Annotated in this window: 20 protein-coding genes; 2 read left to right on the top strand and 18 right to left on the bottom strand. The window is 44.5% G+C overall.

The genetic code is table 11. From position 1 onward, the window contains the following. Window positions 1-100: 100 nt before the first annotated feature. Window positions 101-985, bottom strand: a complete 885-nt coding sequence (locus tag L1D31_RS03790; RefSeq protein ID WP_239835730.1) for a LysR substrate-binding domain-containing protein — start codon at window positions 983-985, stop codon at window positions 101-103. Between the two features lie 74 nt (window positions 986-1,059). Continuing rightward, entirely contained in the window at window positions 1,060-1,404 is a 345-nt protein-coding gene (locus L1D31_RS03785) for a multidrug efflux SMR transporter (protein WP_171747429.1), read from the bottom strand. A 214-nt stretch (window positions 1,405-1,618) separates the two neighbouring features. On the opposite strand from L1D31_RS03785, the gene L1D31_RS03780 reads away from it, so the two are divergent. After that, window positions 1,619-2,266 carry a recombinase family protein gene (locus tag L1D31_RS03780; protein WP_239835729.1) on the top strand — a complete coding sequence of 216 codons (648 nt, stop codon included), beginning with the start codon at window positions 1,619-1,621 and terminating at the stop codon, window positions 2,264-2,266. Beyond that, complete coding sequence (locus tag L1D31_RS03775; protein WP_239835728.1) at window positions 2,259-3,461, top strand: multidrug effflux MFS transporter; 1,203 nt, start codon at window positions 2,259-2,261, stop codon at window positions 3,459-3,461. The genes L1D31_RS03780 and L1D31_RS03775 overlap by 8 nt, the downstream gene beginning before the upstream one ends. 84 nt (window positions 3,462-3,545) lie before the next feature. Here L1D31_RS03775 and L1D31_RS03770 read toward each other — a convergent pair whose 3' ends face one another. The 16 genes from L1D31_RS03770 to L1D31_RS03695 form a co-directional block, all read right to left on the bottom strand. Further along, window positions 3,546-5,219 carry a FapA family protein gene (locus L1D31_RS03770; RefSeq protein ID WP_239835727.1) on the bottom strand — a complete coding sequence of 558 codons (1,674 nt, stop codon included), beginning with the start codon at window positions 5,217-5,219 and terminating at the stop codon, window positions 3,546-3,548. Window positions 5,220-5,343: 124 nt separating this feature from the next. Next, a complete protein-coding gene (locus L1D31_RS03765; protein WP_239835726.1) occupies window positions 5,344-7,041 on the bottom strand; it encodes a fused response regulator/phosphatase in 1,698 nt (565 codons plus the stop codon). Between the two features lie 17 nt (window positions 7,042-7,058). Then, the gene (locus L1D31_RS03760) at window positions 7,059-7,358 is read right to left on the bottom strand and encodes an STAS domain-containing protein (protein WP_239835725.1); all 300 of its coding nucleotides are present in this window, start codon (window positions 7,356-7,358) and stop codon (window positions 7,059-7,061) included. A gap of 59 nt (window positions 7,359-7,417) precedes the next feature. Further along, window positions 7,418-8,587 carry a methyl-accepting chemotaxis protein gene (locus L1D31_RS03755; protein WP_239835724.1) on the bottom strand — a complete coding sequence of 390 codons (1,170 nt, stop codon included), beginning with the start codon at window positions 8,585-8,587 and terminating at the stop codon, window positions 7,418-7,420. Between the two features lie 25 nt (window positions 8,588-8,612). Beyond that, window positions 8,613-9,659, bottom strand: coding sequence for a chemotaxis response regulator protein-glutamate methylesterase (locus tag L1D31_RS03750; RefSeq protein WP_239835723.1), 1,047 nt, complete (start codon window positions 9,657-9,659; stop codon window positions 8,613-8,615). Beyond that, the gene (locus L1D31_RS03745) at window positions 9,656-10,303 is read right to left on the bottom strand and encodes a chemotaxis protein CheD (protein ID WP_239835722.1); all 648 of its coding nucleotides are present in this window, start codon (window positions 10,301-10,303) and stop codon (window positions 9,656-9,658) included. The genes L1D31_RS03750 and L1D31_RS03745 overlap by 4 nt, the downstream gene beginning before the upstream one ends. An 8-nt stretch (window positions 10,304-10,311) precedes the next feature. Beyond that, window positions 10,312-11,166: a protein-glutamate O-methyltransferase CheR gene (locus tag L1D31_RS03740; protein ID WP_239835721.1), complete on the bottom strand. Its 855-nt coding sequence runs from the start codon at window positions 11,164-11,166 to the stop codon at window positions 10,312-10,314. Further along, window positions 11,151-13,553, bottom strand: coding sequence for an aerotaxis transducer Aer2 (gene aer2, locus L1D31_RS03735; RefSeq protein ID WP_239835720.1), 2,403 nt, complete (start codon window positions 13,551-13,553; stop codon window positions 11,151-11,153). Before aer2 ends, L1D31_RS03740 begins: the two co-directional genes overlap by 16 nt. A gap of 34 nt (window positions 13,554-13,587) precedes the next feature. Continuing rightward, complete coding sequence (locus L1D31_RS03730; RefSeq protein ID WP_239835719.1) at window positions 13,588-14,058, bottom strand: chemotaxis protein CheW; 471 nt, start codon at window positions 14,056-14,058, stop codon at window positions 13,588-13,590. After that, on the bottom strand, window positions 14,055-14,606 hold the full coding sequence (locus tag L1D31_RS03725; protein ID WP_239835718.1) for a chemotaxis protein CheW: 552 nt from the start codon (window positions 14,604-14,606) through the stop codon (window positions 14,055-14,057). The genes L1D31_RS03730 and L1D31_RS03725 overlap by 4 nt, the downstream gene beginning before the upstream one ends. A 9-nt stretch (window positions 14,607-14,615) precedes the next feature. Beyond that, a complete protein-coding gene (locus L1D31_RS03720) occupies window positions 14,616-16,688 on the bottom strand; it encodes a chemotaxis protein CheA (protein ID WP_239835717.1) in 2,073 nt (690 codons plus the stop codon). A 52-nt stretch (window positions 16,689-16,740) separates the two neighbouring features. Next, entirely contained in the window at window positions 16,741-17,100 is a 360-nt protein-coding gene (locus L1D31_RS03715) for a response regulator (protein ID WP_239835716.1), read from the bottom strand. Further along, complete coding sequence (locus L1D31_RS03710; RefSeq protein ID WP_239835715.1) at window positions 17,093-17,386, bottom strand: STAS domain-containing protein; 294 nt, start codon at window positions 17,384-17,386, stop codon at window positions 17,093-17,095. Before L1D31_RS03710 ends, L1D31_RS03715 begins: the two co-directional genes overlap by 8 nt. 446 nt (window positions 17,387-17,832) lie before the next feature. After that, window positions 17,833-19,827: a GNAT family N-acetyltransferase gene (locus tag L1D31_RS03705; RefSeq protein WP_239835714.1), complete on the bottom strand. Its 1,995-nt coding sequence runs from the start codon at window positions 19,825-19,827 to the stop codon at window positions 17,833-17,835. A gap of 105 nt (window positions 19,828-19,932) precedes the next feature. Further along, the gene (locus L1D31_RS03700) at window positions 19,933-20,904 is read right to left on the bottom strand and encodes a ParB/RepB/Spo0J family partition protein (protein WP_239835713.1); all 972 of its coding nucleotides are present in this window, start codon (window positions 20,902-20,904) and stop codon (window positions 19,933-19,935) included. Window positions 20,905-20,911: 7 nt separating this feature from the next. Next, window positions 20,912-22,129 (bottom strand): ParA family protein, encoded by a 1,218-nt coding sequence (locus L1D31_RS03695; protein WP_239835712.1) that lies wholly within the window; start codon window positions 22,127-22,129, stop codon window positions 20,912-20,914. Between the last annotated feature and the right edge of the window lie 98 nt (window positions 22,130-22,227).

Here is a 22,227-nt window from a genome sequence, read left to right as displayed (position 1 = left end):
ACCTTAGTACTTCCGTAATGTGTCAATAAACTAAGCGTGCTATGTGACAAGCCTGTGGGAGTGCCCCTCATTTTTTTTATGGACACTCATAAGAAAATCTTTACGCCAAACCATCGTCTTTGATCTGATGATGCAGCCAATCACAAAAGAAATTGACCTTGGCATTACGACTGTTTTTGGTGATCAGATAATGGCCCGACTCAGCAGGCATGGAGACCTCCATCGCTAACACCAATTCTCCATTTTTTAACAGCTCCGACGCGGCCAGCGACCGCACTAACAACACACCAACACCATGCTTGACCGCTTCCAACGCATGCAGAGAGTTGCTGATTTCGAGCTGAACGTTAGGCAACACCGCATCGAACTGATTGTGGCTAAGCCACTGAAGCCAGTTCTCCTGATACCCCTTGACCTGCACAGCAGGAAGCTGTGAAAAATCACGCTCATCAAGCTGAGTTTGATAGCTGCGTTTGAACTCAGGGCTGCACACCAGTTGCCAGTGTTCCTGAAACAGTCGCTCTGCACTGGTGTCTTCGCTCTCCACCTTGCCATTGGTCAATTCGATATCAACGTTCTGACAAGGGGTAGTTGAAGGCCAGTCGACCAGCTGAATATCCAAGCGAATGAAAGGGTATTTGTTATAAAAATGCGGTAAACGCGATAGGAGCCAGTTGTGACAAAAGGTGTGGTTCACTCTGAGGCTCAGGACATCGGTTTCCTTTTCACCAAACAACAGTTGAGTCTGAAGTTTAAGGTGAGCCAATGAGCCAGAAACGATGGGCTGATAATGCTGAGCAGACGACGTCAACCTGACGCCCTTTTGCGTTCGCTCAAACAGCGTCGTGTCGAGAAACGCTTCAAGACTTTTTAGTTGTTGGCTCACAGCGGCCTGCGTAACACACAGTTCCCGAGCCGCAGCACCAATCGAGCCAAGTCGGGCAACCGCTTCAAAGGCCACTAATGCACGTAATGGGGGTAACATGGCTGTACCTGATTGAAGTAAAAACTGAAAATTACTTCAATCAGGTTGCAGATTTTCGACGCCAAGATGACAGATTAATGACTAACTGACGTAGAGAAGAGGTTAATGATCACCGTGCCACACAGGATAAAGCCGATACCAACCAAAGCATACACATCCAGCTTTTGCCCATAGACCAGCCAAGAAAGGGCCGCGACCAAAACGATACCCGCCCCACACCAGATCGCATAAGCCACGCCTAACGCCATGCTCTGCACCGTCAGCGAAAGCAGATAAAACGCCAATCCATAACCCACTAACACGCCTAATGTTGGCAATAACGCCGTGAACTGCTGCGTTTTAGGCAACCAAGAGGTGGCGAAGACTTCAAGGACAATGGCGATAATCAAGGTCATCGCAGGTGGTAGGGATAACAACATATCTAACCCACATTTATAGTGTAAATAGCACAGGATAATGATTTTGCATGTCATTACTGTGTCGAAACTCAATAGAAAATATAAGCCAAGTACCTAAGATTGCTTAGATTAAAATAACACGAATCATACAAAAAGCTCATTTGGTGTTGCATTAATTAATGAACCAATCTACATTTATGAACCATAACATCAAATAAACCATAAATTTCTTTGTATGACTGTGTATCTTTACTCTCGGTTTTCTCCAAAAAACCAAGCTTATTCGCAACAGCTAGAGCAAATTCAAGCTGCCGCTCCTGAAGCTATACATTTTCAGGACAAGGTATATGGGTATATTCCACCTATGGAAAGACCTGAATTCGTCAAACTTTTCAATGTATTAAAAGCGAATGATACGGTTGTAGTCTGGTGGCTAAGTGTATTTGGTCATGATTTTAGTCAGGCGCTTCATGTCGTAGAACGACTTTATAAAAAGGGCGTTAATGTACAAACCGTATGTGAACCATTACGACTTGAACCAAACACAATACAAGGCCAAACCGTACTCTCCTTGTTGTCTGGTTACGGACAAGTACAGACTCAACACCGCTTATTTGCCGCAGAGATGGGGCGAAAACAACTCAAAGAAAACCCTGAATTATGGAAACAAAAATTCCGCGGTCGCCCTGCTGATAAGCAGAAACACCGACAAATCACTGAACTCTTGATGCAAGGTGAAACCCTGCAAAACGTTGCCGAACAATGTGGCGTGAGCCTATCAACAGTAAAAAGAGTCAAAGCCAAGTTACAGAGCCATGATGACGAAGGCTGTCTTAAACGTCGTGTAAAAGGCCAGCCTGCTTGTGGAGAGAATGATGAGTAACACAATCCAACCAAGAACCATTCTACTCGCCTGTTTGATCATCAGTATCGGCCAATTAAGTATGGGGTTGGTATTCCCATCCTTGCCTTGGATAGCTCGCGACTTCAATATTTCTCTCGACCAAGCTCAGTTATTAGTCAGTGTGTACTTACTCGGCTTTGGGCCTTCACAATTCCTATATGGTCCCATTTCTGATTCACTGGGTCGCAAGAAGGTGTTGCTGGCAGGGCTACTACTCGCGCTAACGGGCTTGATACTCATCCTCTTACTCAGCGACTCCTTCGCTGGAATAGTATTAGGAAGGCTACTTCAAGGTTTGGGAACCGGTTGCTGTGCAGTGTTAGCACGCGCTTCAACCAGAGATCGCTACAATGGCGCTCAGTTGCCTACCGCCCTTTCTTATATAGCTATGGTAGCGTCAATCACGCCTTTGATCGCTCCAGTTTTAGGAGGCTTCATCAACTTCCATTTTGGCTGGAGTATGGTGTTTGTCTCATTACTCGGTTATGTGGCGATTGCTTGGGCTACTTTGGCGATATTTTTCGACGAAACATTAAGTCACACTAAACCATTGCTTTCACCGACCAGCATGCTGAGACAATATCGTGAACTGCTCACCTCTCGGTATTTCATAAGTTTCGCCAGTATTGGCTGGTTAAACTTCAGCCTGATGATCACCACAGTCTCCGTGATGCCCTTTATCATGCAAGATCAGATTGGAATGACATCCGATGAATATGCCATGTGGGCGTTAATTCCAGCGATAGGCATGTTAACGGGAACCAGTATCTGCAATCGGATAAGACCCGTGACGGGCAGTAAGAAAATGCTCCTGTGTACACCTGTATTGCACCTTGCTTCCGCACTATGGTTTTTCTTCTGTCCGCTTGAGCCGCTCTATTTAATGCTTGGCCAGCTACTGATGATCTTAGGCAATGCAATAGCCCTTCCCTGTGCGCAAGCGATGGTGATGCAGCCATACAAAAAACAAGCAGGGGTCGCCGCCGCTATGTCTGGTGGCGGTCAAATGATCATCTCATCTATCGTCAGCATGGCGCTGGTAACATTGGGCTTGAATCAAGCATGGCACTTGAGTTTTGTCATTATTGCCTTCGCTGTCATTACCCTGAGCAACATCGTGCGTGGATTCAGCACTCAGGAGGCCGTAGCTCAAAATGAGGATCAACTGGCTTAAAATCAAAACGCCCAATGAGGGACATCGGGCGTTTTAGTCAACAATATCAACCCATAATAAATGGGTCATTCTAAGCAAAAGCACTTATTCTTGCTCAAGCGCTTCTTCATCTATAGCGTAAGCACAACGAATCTCATACTGGTTAAAAGAAAATGTACTCGCACCATGTACTCGCTTAGTGATGACTTTTTCATCACCAAACTGAACTGTAACGTGAGTAAAAACTTTACTTTTCACATCAACAACATTCTCTTCAAGAGCTTGCTCAAACTCTAGTTCATGTCTATCTCGCGCCGCTTTCACTTTCTCTAAACGAGCATTCGATTCTGCCTTGAGTTTCTCGATGTTGGCTTCTTCTTCATCACTTCGTTCAGATTTCGGTGTTTTCTTGAACTCTAACTCCTTGCGAACCACATCCATGGTCGCCTCTTGAGCAAGCTTATATTGCTCTTTGTACTTTTGCTGGCGCTCTTTGAAATTTTGATAACGAGCAAAGGCATTGACATAAGTCGGTGTATCACCTTCGACACCAAGGTTTACACAGGTAACTTTGCCACCCACCTTGGCTTGCCCCCCACTTAAGGTGCCTTGCTTCTCTGCCTCATCTGATACCATTAGGTCTTTGCCACAACGGATTTCGTTATTCATGCAATGTACTGACAGGTTAATATTTTCCGCAGCTTGCAGCTCTGAGAATTGAGCATAGTTTGCAGTAATAGAGCCACCCGCTTTTACATGGCAGCTTTTGGCTTCATCTTCTGAAACATTGTGGCCAATAATGCCTTTGGCAACATCAATATTGCCCTGCGCCTGAACATCCGCAGACTCTATAAATCCACCCACAGTTAAATTACCGGTAGCTCGAACCATCATGTCAGACTCGATATTACCCGTAACAACAACATTGCCTTTGAATTTTATGTGCCCCGTAGCAACACCTATGGTCGGTAAACAAAGCGCATCTTCAACTTCGACGGTACGCTCTTTAATCACAGGCATTCCTGACACCGCAGCAATCAGCACATTCGGGTCATCCGGAGAGATTTCTGAGCCTTTGCCGGCTTTGAGCATTGCATCATTACCAGCTTTGGGAGGAATAGGTTTGCCTTGAACTGTGACACCAGGTGTACCTTTTGTGGCCGGAATGCGCTTCATCAAACGAGCTTTTTCTTCGACCGTTACGGTTCCTCCAAGATCAAGCATATCTACTTTACCATTCTGATCTTGTGTAGGAGCGAGAACTTGCTTGGTGACGTCTTTTACGAGTGGAATAAATTTGGCGTCTTGCCCTTGAACAGGATCCTTACCTTTTGCAACAGGTTGTGTAAAAGTTTCTCCCGGTTTTAGCTGATGGCTCATCATTAGCACTTTTTTGAGGGCTAATTTATTGATTCCTTTCGTGACGTGCGCTTGAGCTAAGGCGTGTACGATCTGAGGGCCTTTAAGTGGTGACCCTCGATAAGCACCGGTGACAACCATGCTGGCCAACATGTCATGCTCAGAGAGTACGACTTCGACCATTGCATCTCTGACTTCAGCGATAGGAAAACCTACCTGAGCTTCACTCTTACCTTCCTTTGCACAATTAATAAACCGAGTAATTTCTTCCTCTAATATGCAAAAGTCCGTGGCACCTATCTGCTCTAATGCCTCTTCAACACCCTTACTGTCAAAACGACCGTCAATGTTCATATCTGGTCTTAATTTTGCAATAACCTGTTGATTATCATCAGATAAGTTGACTAATTTTTCCCACATTTACAGCCTACTTAGTCAAATCCCTATAACTTTAGTTTATATAATCCTCACGAATTACAGTATCAAAATTGTGACAAAGTAGGGCGTAGGTCACTTCTAGGCTCCGTTTACAGTGTAAATGTCATTAAACAGAGCTCGGGAAGTGATGTTGAGCATCTAAACTATACACCGCTGTCACGCATTTCCCTTGTTTTGAATACTCTAAAGAGTCACATAATTCAGAAGCAAGAACTATTCCTCTCCCATGAGTGAGTGTTTTCTCATCTGGTTCACGATTTATTTCTTCATAATCGAAGCCAGTACCATTATGCTCTAGATTCATAACCAACTGCTTCTGCTCAGGCTTATAGTCAATAGCCAAAGAAACCCACAGTTCTTCAGGCAACTCTTTCAATTTATCTTCACGCATCTGATAAAAAGTAAAAAATCCGTCCGGTTCCTCCTTAATCTTAGAATCAAGTCGCAATAGACCATGCTCTATCGCATTAGCAAAGAGTTCAGACAGAACTGAACAGACCAAATCTAAATGAGGTCCAGACATTACTCCTGTTAATATCTGACGAACTTCCGTCATGATCGTTACCGACTTTAATACTGACGCAGGAAATTGCATTTTAGATTGAGTCGGTGTTTTACTCAGGTAAAAGCTATTTTGCTTAACAACGTGATCATTACTGTTAGAGATTGGGAATTCCATATCCAGAATAGAAAGATCATCACCGACATTGCGATTAGCAAATTTTCTCACAGATTCAAACAGGGTAGGAATGAGAGCTCGCCCAGAGGTGATCGCTTCTTCCAACCTTTCTTGACCAAACTGCTCCCCAGTACCATTTCCTGCCTCAATAACACCATCGGTATAACAGACGATTTTCTGATCAGGCTCCATTTTTAAATGAATAAGGTCTGTTTCAAATTCATGAGCTTCGAGCACCCCCAGCGGCATATGCCTAGACACCAACTTGCGGACAATTGAGCCATCTTTATCAAGAATGTAACCGTCAGGAAGACCGCCCCCCCACCAAGAGACTTCAAATCCATTAGCTCTGACCTCAAACACACTCGCGGCAAGCATCATTCCCATAGGAAGAAAGCGCACCAGTACATCGTTAAGTTCTCGCACAATCTCCCCTAACGATAAACCTTTTGATGCCATTGAAAAAAATGCTCTCGTAGCAGGTATTGCTGATATCGCGGCAGGTAAACCATGCCCGGTTGCATCGGCGATCATGACGTAAACGCCACCATGCGGGCGATTGGCGACAACAATCAGGTCCCCGTTAAAAATCGTAGAGGGTGTAGAAATGTAGTTGACGCCATAGATGCTTTTCACTTGGGCGCTCATTTCATCCATCAAATTGGAGAAAATGGACTCAGCGATGGCATAGTCATAGCGTACCTGTTCATGGAATTTACTCAACTCATCCCTTTGCTCCTTAACCTCATTGTGCATCTTCACGGTTCGATAATGCGCCTGCACTTTAGCAACAAGCACACTTCTTTCGACAGGTTTAGGGATAAAGTCTTCACCCAAGGTCAGGCAACGCTCAAACGAGTCGTGGTCATCTAAAACGGTCAGAAAAATAATAGGGATATGTAAATTTGGAAATGCATCTCGGATTTCCTGAGCAGTAGTAAACCCATCTTTGACTGGCATCATTACATCAAGCAAAATAACGTCGGGAAGCGATGACATCTCCTGCATCGCCTCAACCACACCTTCGCCATTTTCAAATGTTGTGACTTCCTCAGCCATCTCACCAAGCATGAACCGACATAATTCTCGATTTGTCGCGTGGTCGTCAACTATCATGACATGCATACGACCCTCCTTAACCGCTATTCAATAGCAAATTTTTTATCAAAACGAGAAATTGTCAGTATCTTTCGTACCTGTGGTAGCGTATTAGTAATACGGATCATCCCATCATCCTGTTCGAGATAGTTATGCATATTAAGCAGCATCCCTAGCCCGGCGCTGTCGATATAGTCGACTTTGCGCAGATCGATAGTAAATTGAAAATCTCGTTTATCTGAATAACAGCGACGAAACTCCTGTACTAAGTTAAAACCAAAAGCGCCCTCAATCAGGATGGTAACGTGCTTAGCATTCACATCGACTTCCGATTCTACTGACATAGTATCTCCTTGTTTACGACAAGAGCCTTACTGGCTCATGCACACTCAAACTCACTTGCTTAAAAAAGTTCAACTTCACCTTCTTCAATACTTTCTTGGGAAGCGGCAGGCGCCCCTCTATTCTCAAGGCTGTTCTTTAGCTCATAAACCGCTAGGTTAAATTCTTCACCGCTAATTTTCCCATTGGCGTATTCCACAAAGAGATGGGCCATTTGCTCAAGGAACCCGACACTCATCTTGGCATAATCGCCTTGCTGAACAATAATATCGGTAAACTGAAGAGCTCGGACACCATCTCCTACACGGCGGTGAAGGGTGACACCAATGGATTTAATTTTTTGCACTTCTTGCTCAACAGACTCATTCGCTCTTTGCACTCCCTTCAACATATCATCGACCTTATCTTTAGATTCGATAGCCTCTGTCATGTCGATGGATGCCATTTCACCAACCGTCTTATTCGCTTCCTCGACCGTGTTCTGAGCAATGTTAATCTCTTTCTCAATCTGGCTATTAAGCTCCTCGGCTTTAACAGACAGATTTCTCACTTCTTGAGCGACGACAGCAAACCCTCTCCCCGCTTCCCCCGCCCTTGCCGCTTCTATGGCTGCGTTCAGTGCAAGTAAGTTGGTTTGTTCAGATAACCCTCTAACTTGCGCTAATAATTTGAAAACCGAGTCCAACTTTTCGGACATATCATGGATACTGTGCACCGCAGAGATGCTCTTTTCTGACACATTGATTAGCGTATCGACAAATTGGCGAATAATGCCTTCAGTTTTAGGCAGGACTTGCGCAATGTCGTAATCCCCTTGCTTATTCCCAACCATATTGCTGACGAGCGCCTCAGCTATCTCATTCTGTCCTTCCGCAAGCTTTTGCACCTCAAAAAAGCTTTCATTCAACGTTTCAACGGACTCATCCACAACGCTATGCTGGTGATCAAGTGGTTCATTAAGCTGCAATGAGATTTTACCGAGAAGCTCACTAATATCCTTAGCGGCCGTTTTGGTATTTTGGACCGGTTTAGTCTGTTGAATAGACGGCTTATCTTCATTGTTCTGCGCTTCTCGGCGAGGAATCACAAACCATGGAACCGCAGCAGCCAGTACCATGACAGCGACATGTGCGCTCGAGGAAGAAAGGGTCATTCCAATAGACAGCAATATGACCTGCGTACTAATCGCAATGCCATATCGATATTTTGGTGCCCTTATTATTTTGCTCATAGTTCTTTCCTGACGTTGTTTCTCATCACTCAATCGCTTGCTTTAAACAGTCACAAATCTGTTGAGGTATTTGTTTCAAGCCTAATACTTTTTGCGCAGCATTAAGCTCAACAGCGACTCTGGGCATTCCCCAAACAACAGAAGAGGCTTGATCCTGAGCAATGGTCACTGCTCCTGCTTGCCTCATTCTCAGCAAACCTTTTGCTCCATCCTGCCCCATCCCTGTCAAAATGATACCAATCGCATTACTCCCGACCGTCTCTGCCACGGCATCAAACATGACATCAACTGAAGGCTTGTGCCTGTTAACCGTGGGTCTATCATCAAGCTGGCAATACAGGTGCACACCTTGCTTGACCACCACTAAGTGCTTATCTCCAGGCGCCACATACGCACAACCATTAACTAGTGGTGCTTTACTCACAGCCAGCTCCTTGACTTGAATATTGCTGTTGTCATTTAGCCGTTGTGCAAAAGACGCGCTAAACATAGCGCTAATATGCTGCGTGATCACAATTGGTGGTAATCCTGCGGGTAAGGCTGACAAAACCAACCCGATAGCTTCAGTTCCCCCCGTTGACGCGCCAATGGCGACTAACTCAAACTTGGTTTTTCCACTATGGGCATTCACAAGCTTCGAAGGCATAAGCCTCGCTTTGTCTTGGAGCACATTCGCCCCTGCCGCCATTTTTATTTTGTCATTAACCAGATCTTTATAGGTGACCATCTCACCCGTGTTATGAACCGAAGGTTTAGGAAAGTAATCAACAGCCCCGAGCTCTAGAGCCGTCAATGTTGGTTCCGCACCATGTTGCGTCAAGGTTGATATCATCACCACTGGCATAGGGCGTAAGCGCATCAAATTCTTGAGAAACTGCACGCCATTCATTTTGGGCATTTCTATATCTAAGGTTAGTACATCTGGGTTATGAACCTTGATTAAGTCACGAGCTTGATAAGGGTCTCCGGCCATCGCAACTACTTCAAGTTCAGGATCCGAGTTAATGATCTGTTCAAGCAATGCTCTAAACACTGGGGAATCATCAACGATCAACACCTTGATTTTTTTCATGAAAACAACTCCACATCGTCGTCATGAGGGCGATGGCTTTCTTTATCCAATTGACTGGCATACTTGTCTTCTTCTTGCTGAAGATGATGAACCTCGGTATAAGGGATTCGCTTGAGCCAAGCCTGACCTGTTAAGGGGTTAAAAATAATCTTTCGGGGCTCTAGCCCACCGAGATCTTGGGCAATAACATCTAGGTTCTCCTGCTTTACGTAATTTAAAATGAATGCGATGTTCTTCTCTCCAATCATAGAATGATGTCCCAGCATCTGAGCCCCGCCAAACAGCTTAACTTTGAGAGATGAGCGCGTTGCCCCATAGGCAATCAATGCGTTAATTAACATTTCCATCGCATGGTTGCCATATCGAGAAGCGGTAGACACAACTTCATCTGGACTCCACGAGTTGATTTCTGAGAGATTGTGAAACGGCAGCAGAAAGTGATTCATCCCTCCAACAGCAGCAGAGTCATCCCAAATACAAGCCGCGATGCATGAGCCTAACCCCGTTGCAATCAATTCATCTTCTTGTGTCCAATAGACTCCTCCAGGAAATACCTTAATCATATGCCTCTCTTTTTGAGGGTGATAAAAGCGATTGAAATGGCTATTTTCATATTTTGGTTTCGAATCTTTTAGCCCAATCATAATTCCCCCTACTGTTTCACATAGATGGTTTTGCCTAAGTGACGGAAGATATTGCTACACGAGCCGACACTTTCCGAATGGCCAAGAAATAAAATACCATTAGGTTTAAGCTGTTGGTGAAAGCGTCGAATCAATTTCTCTTGGGTAGGTTTATCAAAATAAATCATGACATTACGGCAAGAAATCAAATCAAAAGGCCGTTGCCAACCCCATCCATCTAGCAGGTTTAACTGCTCAAATTGAACGTGCCTCTGCAGGCCATTGGCAATTTTGATTTTTCCTTCCTGAGCCCCCCTTCCTTTAAAAAAACAGCGCTGTAGATACTTAGCCGGAATGGTAGAGATCGCCTCTTCGCTATAAATGCCCTGCTTCGCATGAGACAACACTTTGGTATCGAGATCTGTCGCAGAAATTTCAACTTGCTGAAAACGATTGAATGCGTTTGCACAATACAAAGAAGACACAAAACTGTAGGGCTCCTCTCCAGTTGAACACCCTGCCGACCAGATGTTCACTCTATCGAGACCTTGCTGCTGCCACTCTTCTAACAAAATTTTTTCGAGAAACTCGAAGTGATGATATTCGCGGAAAAACTGCGTCTTATTAGTGGTGAGACTGTTGATAAACCTAACGCGCTCTTTATTGTCTTGCTCTATCAGCAGCTTATATTCAGAGAATCGCGTCAGGCCAAGCCGCCTAAGCTGGCGGCTTATGCGGCCGTACACCATAGTTCGTTTTCGATCAGAAAAGTAGATACCGGCGTGTTTATGCATGAACCACTGGATAAACTTGAAATCTCTATCCGTCAGTTCAAATTCTTCACTCGGTAGCGCCCCCTCGTCTCGGCTTAGAACTCTTCCCATTCGTCCCCTTCCTCACTGGCTTTAAATCCTGAGTTTGCGACACGCGGTGTTCTTATCTCCCTAACATTACTACTTTGCCCAGAGTCTGCCGTCCTTCTGGAGTCAAATGTCGCGACGTTATCATCAGTCGCGAAGAAGTTCATTAGATGAAGCAGCTGTTTGCCTTCATCTTTCAAGGACTGACTTGCTGCCGAAGTTTCTTCAACTAAGGAAGCGTTCTGCTGTGTCATTTCATCCATCGTCGTGATGGCGCGATTTATCTCATCAATCCCCGTCGACTGCTCTAAGCTAGACGAAGCAATCTGAGCAATCAGCTCTGTGACTTTCTCGACGGCATCGACAATTTCATTCAAAGTTTCGCCGGACTCATCAACAAGTCGTGAACCCTCATCGACTTTTTCTACGCTGTCTTTAATCAGCCCTTTAATTTCTTTGGCAGCTGCGGCACTTCGTTGAGCCAAGTTACGAACTTCGCCTGCTACAACCGCAAAGCCGCGCCCTTGCTCACCCGCTCTTGCGGCTTCTACCGCTGCATTCAGAGCTAATAGGTTAGTCTGGAAGGCAATTTCATCAATTACACCAATAATATCGGCAATTTTCTTACTCGCGGTGTTAATTTCGGACATAGCCGACACGGCCTGACCAACCACTTCCCCACCTTTGCTGGCTTTCTTGGTCGCATCCTCCGCTAGTGTATTGGCTCCTTTAGCGTTGTCAGCATTCTGGCGTACAGTTGCCGTCATCTGTTCCATGCTTGCCGCGGTCTCTTCTAGGTTTGAGGCTTGAGCTTCGACGCGCTGACTCAAGTCATTGTTCCCCTCTGCGATCTCAGTAGAAGCAGTGGCCACCCGAGCCGAAGAATGGGTGATTTTTTCAACCATATTGCGAAGGTTAATGATCGAAGTGTTTACCGCATCAGAAAGCCTGCCGAACTCCCCTTTGTTATCGGACATGTTGGTATTGAGATCGCCGTCTGCGACGCGACTCATAACATCAATACACTGACCAATAGGTTCTACCATGGTATCCAGCAAATTATTGATACCATCACCTAGCTCTTTCATAAACCCACTGTAGACTGATGTATCAATACGTTCATTAAGCTCACCAGAGATGGCACGTTGGATCAAAGCCTCAACCTGACGCTGGCCATCTTGTTGCTCGGTAATGTCCTCCCATTGCAGAGCTGGTCCAATATAATTGCCCTTAGTATCATGCATCGCAATGCAAGTAAGATTAAACTCAAGCCCACCAACAGCGATATTAGAACTAAAAGGAAGACGTTCAGGATTGTTGATGATATTGCGCTGATGGCTTGGGTTCTTATGGAAGACGTCGATGTTTTTCCCTACAAGGTGACTCGCATCAAAGCCTGGCAGGGCTTTTTGTAAGTCACTTTCTCGCGATTTCAATAAACTGGATAAGGCAGGATTAATATATTGGATAATGCCTTCTTTATCCGCCATCATCAGGTTGGTCGTCATACCTTTGACCGCTGATGCTAAACGTCCGACTTCCTGCTCTTTCGCTCTCTCTTCAGTGACATCACACCATTCCAACGTGTTACCTATATAGTTACCTTTTGCATCGGTGATTGCGGCAACGTTGAGCTCAATTTTTATATCGGCAATGTCAATATCCGTTTTGTAAGGTAAGTTATTCGGCGTCGATAATAACTGTCTCTGATGAGCAGGATTTTTGTGGAACTCATCTATGCACCTACCCATTAGCCACTCTTCTGAAGCTGTAAATCCCGACCAAACCGTACGTAAGGTCGCTTCATGCTTACTAAATAATTGGACTGTCTCTTGGTTGACATATGTGATTTGAAAGTCACGATCAATCATCACCATCGCTGTTTGAGCTTGATCAACCGCCGCCTGCAACCTTGCGATATCATTTTGTTGAGCAAGTTCTGCTGTCACATCAGACCATTCCAATGTATTACCGACATATTGCCCTTTTCCATCAATGATGGCTCCCACGTTAAGCTCAATTTTGACGTCTTTTACTGTAATCGTTGTGGTATATGGCAGATTGGAGGGGTTGGACAGCATATGGCGTTGATGCGCCGGGTTGGCATGAAATCCGTCGATGCAAAACCCCATTAGAAACTCTTCATCAGCTCGAAAGTTGGGCCACAGCGATTGAAACAGAGCTTCATGTTTTTTCAAAAGTTCGAGAGACTTTTGGTTGACGTAAGTGATATTGAAGTCTCGGTCAATCATCATCAAGGCTGTTTGCGCTGCATTCAATGCAGAAAAGAGCTGATCCTTCGATAACCCTTGCTCACTTACAGGCTCATATTCTTCCATTAGGCTATCCTGAGCAGAGGCGGAAAATTGTTCCGCTGCATCAGGCTGTGGTTTCCGATTCCAAAATGCCATGAGTCACCTCTCACTGGTTGCTTTGTCTGATTTGCTAGGCCCAACTCTCTTCAGCTCGGTCAGGTACTGCTAACTCTGCCACGTCGAACAGAGCTTCAAGTTTTATTAAAATCAGATGGCCATTTTCTACAGAAGCAATGCCTCTGATATAGCTATGGTCAACTGAATGCGATACGTGTGGCGCCGGCTTTATTTGTTCATCCAGCAATGAATAGACTTCTGAAACGCCATCAACGATGATGCCTAATGGATGCATCTCAGCATCATTGAGCACAATAACAACCGTGGTAGTACTTATTTCAGCAGGCGGTAATCCAAAACGCGCGCGTAAATCAACAATAGGCACGTACTCCCCACGAATTTCCAGCACCCCGAGCATATACTCTGGAGAGTTCGGAATTTCCCGAATAGAGCTCCAACCACGAACTTCTCGGACATCAAGAATAGGCACACCGTATTCGTCATCGCCGAGAACAAAACTCAAAAACTCTTGTGGCATGATCATGTCTCTCTCCTCAAAATTCGGTCGATATTGAGAAGCTCTTCCGTGTTCAGCAAAGACATCACCTGATCACCCACATTCATCAAACCTTGTAGGTAAGGGGTAACTAGAGACTCCCCAACGCTTGGGTAGAGCTCATTTTGTCCCTGACTGACTACATCGCTGACAGCATCAACGACAAGCCCCATCAGTCGCTCACTTTCTTCGGCCCGTAGACGAAGCACAATCACAACGGTCGTAGGTAAATATTCACATGTACCAATCTCAAATCGGCAGCGTAAGTCAATCACAGGTACTATCATGCCCCTTAGATTAATCACCCCTTTCACATATTGAGGCGCACGTGGTATTGGCGTCGGTCGCTCCCAGACACGAATTTCTTCTACATCCTTTATTTCAACGCCATATAACTCATTTTCGAGTTTAAAACTTAAAAAATCGGCACTTTGCGACACACCTTCTTCACTCACTTGTTCAAGAATAGCCTGAGTTTGCGCTTCAATAACCTGTCGCGAGTCGGTGGTACTTCCTGTCACTAGAGCTGTTTCCATCCATCCTCCCTACGCTGCTAAGCCGCTGTGGGCTGAATCCGAGGTACGTTTGAGAAAGTTCGTAATCAACCCCTGAATATCGAGAATCAATGACACAGAGCCATCACCGAGAATGGTCGCACCGGATATCCCAGAAACTTTACTGTAGTTGGACTCAAGGCTTTTAATCACCACTTGCTGTTGATCAAGCAACTCATCAAGCAAAAGCCCAACTCGATTGCCGGCAGCTTCAACAAAGCACAGAATTCGTTCATCTAAAGCGCCGCTTTTCCCCATTTCTAACTCTTCTTGTAAGCGTAATATAGGAATGTTTTCCTCACGCAGTCGATACAACTCAATGCCTCCAGAAGCTAACTTGATACAACTTGTATCAATCTGGATGGACTCCACTATGGTTAATAACGGGATCACATACACTTCCCCACCAACTTTGACCAGTTGGCCATCCAGTATGGCCAGAGTTAAAGGGAGGTTGATCGTAAAGCAGCTACCAACACCCAGCTCAGATTCAACTTCAATGTGCCCTCCCAGTTCTTCAATGTTTCGCCTGACCACGTCCATACCCACACCACGTCCAGAAATATCTGACACTTCCTCTGCTGTAGAAAAACCGGGAGCAAAGATCAGATTCATGATCTGTTTGTCGCTGATGTCTTCTCGGCGAGCATCTGACGCTAATACGCCTTTCTCTGTCGCTTTGTTCCACAACTTGTCACAATCAAGTCCAGCACCATCATCCTTAATTTCTATCACTATGGCGCCACCTTGATGGTAAGCATTGAGTTTAATGACACCTTGTTCAGGTTTGCCGCGTTCTAAGCGAGTTTGAGGTTGTTCGATACCATGGTCGATACCATTTCGGACTAAGTGCACGAGAGGATCCACAATGCGTTCCAATACGGTTTTATCCAATTCAGTCTGTTCGCCCTGAATTTGTAAATCGACCTGTTTTTCAAGACGGTTAGATAAGTCGCGAACAAGTCGTGGAAAACGACTAAACGCAAAGCTCATAGGTAACATTCGTATATTAAGAACATTCTCCTGAAGATCTTTACTATTTTGCAGTAACTGCGCTAAGCCGACTTTGAGTTTTTCTAGCTTATCAATCGTAAAGTCGTTGCCAATTTCGGTAAGCATAGATTGAGTAATAACAAGCTCTCCCACTAAGTTGATCAGGCCATCGACCTTATCGATATCCACTCGAATAGAGCTCACACTGGTTTCGGATTTGGCGACTTTGGGTGACTTTGGCTCTGTTGTCGCCAGTGATGGCGGTGCTGCTTGTTGAGCCATAATTTCTTCTTCTGGTGAGCTTTCAACAGAATCTGGAGATTGAGAGACAAGTTCAATCCCTAGTTCACACTCGTCTTCAACCCATTCAAATATTTCTCGGATATTCTCCTCTTCAACCGCTGCATCAAGGCTAGCTTGCCATCGCAGGTAACACAATTCAGCTTCTATCGCCTCGATCTCAGGTAAGAAATCAGTATTTACGGTAATAACGCACGAAGGGTGAAGATCTTTGAGTTCACGTAAGATTCTGAGGGGATCGTTGCCACTGAAGAACATTTCTGGGTGAGGTTCGAAAGTTACAAGCCAGTTACCTGCATTTCCAGAAGCATCAGATAAAGCTTCGTCATTATTCTCCAACGAGGACATTAAGCTGCCAGATTCGGGCTCTGAATTGATCGCCTCTGCACCCAATAATCTTTGGAGTTGCGCGCTGACTTCTTTTTGCAGCTCAGTATCTACGGCCCTACCAAGCTCGTGTCCTTCCAGCATGCTTTGAATGCAATCGCCACTTTTGAGGAGTAAATCCACGGTTTCTGCGGTGAGTTCTCGTTCATTATTCCGAACTAAATCGAGATAAGCTTCTACAGAATGGGTAAATTCACTGATATCGAACAAGTTGAACGTAGCTGCACCACCTTTAATGGAGTGAGCGGCACGAAATATAGTATTAATCGACTCCTGCTCGAGAGACGTAACATCCAGATTGAGCAGTACATTTTCCAACACTTCAAGATTTTCACGACATTCTTCGTAAAACATCTTGCGCAATTGTTCCATATCTAAAGCCATAAGCTTTTCCTGCCAGACGACGTTGTAAGTGAATTATTGTTTTATTTGTGTCTTAAATAACGCGTTTTAGCGTTTTAAGTAATGTTTCAGGATTAAACGGCTTGACCAGCCAACCCGTTGCACCGACTAATTTTCCTTGCTGTTTTTTCTCAGTGCTGGTTTCTGTCGTAAGCATTAAAATGGGAGTAAATTTGTACTGTGGTTTATCTCTTAATGCTTTGACCAGCTCAAAGCCCCCCATATTGGGCATATTGACATCCGAAATCACCACATCAAACTTATTACTAGCAACCTTGTTTAGTGCTTCTCGTCCATCATTCGCGGTTTCCACATCGTAGCCAGCATCACGTAATGTGTGACTCACCATCTGACGAATGGAGACCGAATCATCTACTGCAAGAATCTTAGTCATTTGGATTACTCTCCGACTTTAGGTTTAACTCAAACACCTCTTGCAAACCTAGCGTATCAATTCCCTCGAGAAGGACATCGCTCGGTTTTAGCAATTGGATCGTTCGTTGATTCTTCTTTGCGGAAATAAAAAGAGAAGAGAGGAGCTGTATGCCAGCGGCATCCACTCTGGCAACTTTATCTGCGCCGAGATGGATAGCCTCATGAGTGGCAAGCCATTCTTGATATTGAGTCGTAGCATCTAGTACCGTCGAAATGTCTAGAGACTCAGGAAGTAAACATTCCATGTTTCAACCTACACTTTTCTTATAGTTTCCTAGCCGTTATGGAAGCTTTTCGCTTAATTTTGAGTGTAGGAAGGAATAGATATTTAGCAAACAAACCCTGACATTTTATGAATCCAAAATCATATCTTCATCATTTGATAAAATTTCAATACTTTGTTTTTTAAACACTTAAAGCTGAAATACTCACCCAAAAAAAATTCCATACTTTTTTCAGGTCAATAGCATTTTTTATGCAAATCAAAAGCATTATTTAAGTTTGTCATCATTAACTGAACTCAAGTATCGAATGTTTACACTGTAAATAGCACATTCATAGCGAAGAGGTTTCAGCTTTATGAACACAAAAAACTCAAAAAGGAATAATAAGAGGATGAATGAATAAGATGATTAATCACGGCAAGCAGGAAGGTGACATCAATTATTTTTACAGTGTAAATTATCGCACACTACACTAAGGTTGAATCAAGCAACGATTGAATATCGGCTCTTAACTGGAGTTCCGTTTGCTTTCTACCACTCAACTCAAACTCTTCACAGCACATTTGCCAACTACGTTGCTGTATCAATTTACGAATCATCAAATCTGAACTATTTTGTAGCGCGGCTGGGGAAGATAATAGCCATGAGGCGATAAAAGAGGCAACGCTCTCGTACCCAACTCCACCTTCACAATAACGACGAATTAGCGTAAAAAACTCACCAATCTCAACGGAAGCATCTTCTTTACGCAATAGATTACGTACAATGTCAGTTTCAATGTCATTGAACACATTGCCTAATAGGTAAGGCATCGAAAGCTCAAAATGACGCTCTGCACTTTCCATCCAATCAGGGCTGCCCTTTATCATAAGCACAGAATGGCATCCACTCGCTTGATCACGCTGAACACCAAGCCTGACTGGAGAGAAGCCATTCTTGCGCCAAAAATGAAGTAATTCTTTAGTCGCACCAAAGCTGGTGGAGATAAATGCCTTATCACAGTGCAGAGAAAACTGCTCCAACATAGCGGAACCGATCCCTTGGCCCTGGTAATTTGGGTGAGTCGCTATACGCATAATACGTAAACTCATCTGCCGAGCAGCATCACTCAAGCCAAGTTGTGCGGCCAATATAACAGGCACTAGGTGCCCTTTAGGTCGACGAACACCTTGTTGAATGGAGTCAATCAATGATTGCTCTAATCCCCCTTCAGTAATGGTGAGTATGCAGCCAAGGCAATCCTGATGACTAAACGCAGCAAAAAGTGCAATGGACTCATCTTCCAATAACAGCATTAAATCATTAGGTGATGTTTGATAGTGCGCGTTAACTAACAAGGCAAAACAAGTACGCAGCAAATCAGAGTTATTTAGGAGTTGCTTTTTATCGAGCTTTTGGAGCGTTATGCGCGCTGTCGAGGCAGCATTAACTGGCGCGATTTCCGTATTGAGGAGAAAAGTGTCAAACAGCCAACTTTCCAAAGGGTCATTCGCATTCCAACGAATAGGCTGTTCTAGATGGTAAAACACAGAACCAGCTCTTTTCTGCTTTAGCCAATGCTGAAACTTGAGCGTGAATCCTCGACCACAGCCCTCATAACCATGAACTGTCGTCGAAAATACGCAGCGATGATGGCGCTCAACCATCTTCTGCAACATAGGAATTGGAATTGCCGATGCTTCATCGACTAAGAGGAAATCACACTCTGGCCCCTGTCTGAGTAGCTCATCAGGAGCGATGAATTCGAGTGAAGCGGCATTAAAGCGAACCAGGCCTTTTTTGTGCAACGCATCAGGTAACAGACGTCGAGCATGTTCAAACACAGGTACGACAGTAGCCAAGCTTGGTGCCGTGACCAAGATACGAATATCACGGGATTGCATCAGTTCAGCAGCTGCAATCCCCAACGCACTACTCTTCCCTCTTCCTCGGTCAGCAGTCATGACCAAAGGTCGTTTACGATGGCCTTCTACCACTTTACGAATCTTCTCCACAGCAAGTTTTTGCTGAGAAAAAGGCTCTGAGTCAAAACTATCAACTAAAGGAGGTGGAGGTAATGGCCGAGTTTGATCGATATTAATTAGACGCCTCAATGCAACACTTAACCATTGCATGGATAGCGATAAAGGGTTGGAGGTCGAAGGCAGAATCACAACTATACCTCCACCTTTGACGCAGCCTAGTGCTGCACTAAAAGAATTAGCATCAAAGCCAGAAGAGAAATCGCAAATCAACAATGAACATTCTTGACCAAGTAAACGCTGACCATACTTGTAAGGAACACTATAGATATTATCATCACAACTTTCTCCGCCAAGATGAAAAATACTCGAGTTAGCGTACAAGTCTTTAATGATGGACAAGGCATTGTCTTGCCATGGCAAGTCACCATTAAGTACAACGCCAAACCTATGATTTGCCTGACTAGCAGAGTGAACCAACTGAGAGAAATAATTGTGCATGACCGGTGTCAGATTTCGGGAGATAAGCGAATTATAACAATTCAGAGCGATAAATGAGAGATAGAAAAAAAGCCGCTCATCGCGGCTTTCATCTACTGATTCTGATTACTTCAACTTAGACGAAACAAAGTCGAGAATTTCCTGCATAGTGGCGTTGTCCACTTTCTTTAGATTGAGCGCTAAATCAGCCCCTTTACGACTATAACTGACTCTTCCCTTGATCAGCTCAACCTTACGGGTTGTCGAACGTTTACTTGGAGAAAACTCTTCAATCCATTGTTCGATCGTTTCAGACACATCTTTGGTGATGCGTGCCACGCCTTGAGCTTGGCTGCATTGCCAAACAAAACCGTCAGTTGACTGGCATTTATCCAGAAGCTTAGCTCGATTTTCATCACTCAGCGCGTTAAATTGTTTATGTAACTTCACGATGGTAGGACGACCTAAGTCTGCAACATTGGGGTAGGCCTGAAGCAGAGTTAAAGGCAAATCCGCCGCTTTCAATGCTCCGCTGACCAAAGCTTCGCTGCATTGGAACATCTTCGCCAAAGCTTTCTGATCTTCAGCTTCACCACTTTCCAGTTTCGCTTTCATCTCTTTACCTTTTTCGTACAGAGATAGAGGCTTATGCGCGTTTGCAACATCAGACAGGAACTTGGCATGACCGCTATTGATGTTTTCGGCAACGTAAATCAGGAAGTCTTTTTCAGCTAGAATACAAGACATGCGACGACGACTACCATCGAGCACTTCGATCTTGCCATCTTCACGTTTGCGACCCACTGCTGGATACTGCTGCCCACGCTCTTTTAGCGTTGCAAGAACATCCGATAGAGCATGTTCATTCAAGAACGACTGTTCGCGTGCGTTTTCAGCAAACACTACGGTTTCATCAGCAACTTGGCTAGCGGGAATGCGCAATAGCTCAAAGGTCACCATCTCTTCGCCCGCAACGGACAATTCAATCACCTGAGCCTGCTCTTTCGCTGCTTTCTGTGCTTCCTGCGGGGTCGCCACATGGCGCTTGTTCGTTTTACCAAACAGTCTTGCGTTTAAATCTGAAGTCTTAATTGCCATAGTCTAATTACCCCTGATTGAGTGATGACCAGTTGCTATGAAGGACACGCTCAAGCTCTAAAGCACTCTTTTGTACCGCATCTTGCGCTGTGGCTAATGTCTTTTTACCACCTTCAAAATCACCTGTCGTCAAATCAAAAACAGTACTGTAGGTATCAGCACAGGTTTCAAATGCACGGCTACGCGGAATCGTGGCCATTGTCACCTGATCACCCAACAAATAGTTCATTTCCGTCAATACAGCGACCTGCTTCTTGTTGTCATCTTCAAACATAGTAGGCATCAAGCGCACGAACTCAAGCCCCTGCCAATCGTCTGGGAACATCTCATATACTGTCGGCAAATGCTGGAAGAAGTTAACCGTTGATGCCCAGTCTAAGCGTTTCGCCGCACATGGGATCAGCAACGCATTCGAAGCATACATCGCATTCCACACCAATGGATCAACGTGTGGACCAGTATCAATCATGATGATATCGAAATCATCAGCAATTTGGTCGATGAGCTTCTCTTTTAGTAGCTTTACGATATCAAGTGATTGATTTTTCGATAAGTTTTGCCAAGCCTCAGCATTAAACATTGCATCTTCAGGGAATGCCGATACTGTTTTCAAGTTTGGGTATTGAGTTGGTAACAAGACATTTTTATGTAGAAACTCTTTGTCGACTTTCACACCTTCAGGCACATTGTCGAGCATAACATCTACAGCTGAGTAAATGTTATCGTGGTCAGTCAGACTGATTTGTGGATTAAGGAATAAACGCAGAGAGCCTTGAGGATCCAAGTCAATCAAACAAATACGGTAACGTTTATCAAGATTTAATGCTAAACAAGCGGCTAAATGTACCGCCGTCATGGATTTTCCTGTTCCCCCTTTTTGGTTTTGAACATTGATAATCCATGGTTTATTGTCATTATTCTTCTTGCGCTCATGGAACTTTGCAACTCCAGCAGCATCCATTAACATATGAGCTTCTTGCAGTGAGATCGAATAGTGGTTTGCATTATTCTTAGTAAACTGGTGACCCGCTTCTTCAAGTTTACTAATCGCATCATCCAGCTTACGACGAGTCAGACCAGAACGAGTCTCCATCAAAGCTTTCGACATTGGCGGGAAATGCTCATCGCTGCGCTCTTCTAAAACAATCTCAATTCGATCGGCCTGAACCTGAGCAGTTTGCTCAGCCAGTTGAATGAGACTTTCAATTGTCTGTTCTCTTTTCATTGCCAAGTTCCATTATTAGTGACTGAAACCAATTGTACAGCATAACAAACCAAAAACAACAAAAAGGTGAACGTACATTCACAGACGACAATCACATT

The organism is Vibrio sp. Isolate23 (assembly GCF_022398095.1).
GTDB lineage: Bacteria > Pseudomonadota > Gammaproteobacteria > Enterobacterales > Vibrionaceae > Vibrio > Vibrio coralliilyticus_A.
The sequence above is the reverse complement of the archived record's forward strand: the minus strand, read 5'-3'. Positions and strand labels throughout refer to the sequence as shown.

Bases quoted from the DNA above. Each gene is read 5' to 3' on its own strand.
- L1D31_RS03790 (WP_239835730.1), bottom strand. From the start codon at position 985: ATGTTACCCCCATTACGTGCATTAGTGGCCTTTGAAGCGGTTGCCCGA.
- L1D31_RS03785 (WP_171747429.1), bottom strand. From the start codon at position 1,404: ATGTTGTTATCCCTACCACCTGCGATGACCTTGATTATCGCCATTGTC.
- L1D31_RS03780 (WP_239835729.1), top strand. From the start codon at position 1,619: ATGACTGTGTATCTTTACTCTCGGTTTTCTCCAAAAAACCAAGCTTAT.
- L1D31_RS03775 (WP_239835728.1), top strand. From the start codon at position 2,259: ATGAGTAACACAATCCAACCAAGAACCATTCTACTCGCCTGTTTGATC.
- L1D31_RS03770 (WP_239835727.1), bottom strand. From the start codon at position 5,219: ATGTGGGAAAAATTAGTCAACTTATCTGATGATAATCAACAGGTTATT.
- L1D31_RS03765 (WP_239835726.1), bottom strand. From the start codon at position 7,041: ATGCATGTCATGATAGTTGACGACCACGCGACAAATCGAGAATTATGT.
- L1D31_RS03760 (WP_239835725.1), bottom strand. From the start codon at position 7,358: ATGTCAGTAGAATCGGAAGTCGATGTGAATGCTAAGCACGTTACCATC.
- L1D31_RS03755 (WP_239835724.1), bottom strand. From the start codon at position 8,587: ATGAGCAAAATAATAAGGGCACCAAAATATCGATATGGCATTGCGATT.
- L1D31_RS03750 (WP_239835723.1), bottom strand. From the start codon at position 9,659: ATGAAAAAAATCAAGGTGTTGATCGTTGATGATTCCCCAGTGTTTAGA.
- L1D31_RS03745 (WP_239835722.1), bottom strand. From the start codon at position 10,303: ATGATTGGGCTAAAAGATTCGAAACCAAAATATGAAAATAGCCATTTC.
- L1D31_RS03740 (WP_239835721.1), bottom strand. From the start codon at position 11,166: ATGGGAAGAGTTCTAAGCCGAGACGAGGGGGCGCTACCGAGTGAAGAA.
- aer2 (WP_239835720.1), bottom strand. From the start codon at position 13,553: ATGGCATTTTGGAATCGGAAACCACAGCCTGATGCAGCGGAACAATTT.
- L1D31_RS03730 (WP_239835719.1), bottom strand. From the start codon at position 14,058: ATGATCATGCCACAAGAGTTTTTGAGTTTTGTTCTCGGCGATGACGAA.
- L1D31_RS03725 (WP_239835718.1), bottom strand. From the start codon at position 14,606: ATGGAAACAGCTCTAGTGACAGGAAGTACCACCGACTCGCGACAGGTT.
- L1D31_RS03720 (WP_239835717.1), bottom strand. From the start codon at position 16,688: ATGGCTTTAGATATGGAACAATTGCGCAAGATGTTTTACGAAGAATGT.
- L1D31_RS03715 (WP_239835716.1), bottom strand. From the start codon at position 17,100: ATGACTAAGATTCTTGCAGTAGATGATTCGGTCTCCATTCGTCAGATG.
- L1D31_RS03710 (WP_239835715.1), bottom strand. From the start codon at position 17,386: ATGGAATGTTTACTTCCTGAGTCTCTAGACATTTCGACGGTACTAGAT.
- L1D31_RS03705 (WP_239835714.1), bottom strand. From the start codon at position 19,827: ATGCACAATTATTTCTCTCAGTTGGTTCACTCTGCTAGTCAGGCAAAT.
- L1D31_RS03700 (WP_239835713.1), bottom strand. From the start codon at position 20,904: ATGGCAATTAAGACTTCAGATTTAAACGCAAGACTGTTTGGTAAAACG.
- L1D31_RS03695 (WP_239835712.1), bottom strand. From the start codon at position 22,129: ATGAAAAGAGAACAGACAATTGAAAGTCTCATTCAACTGGCTGAGCAA.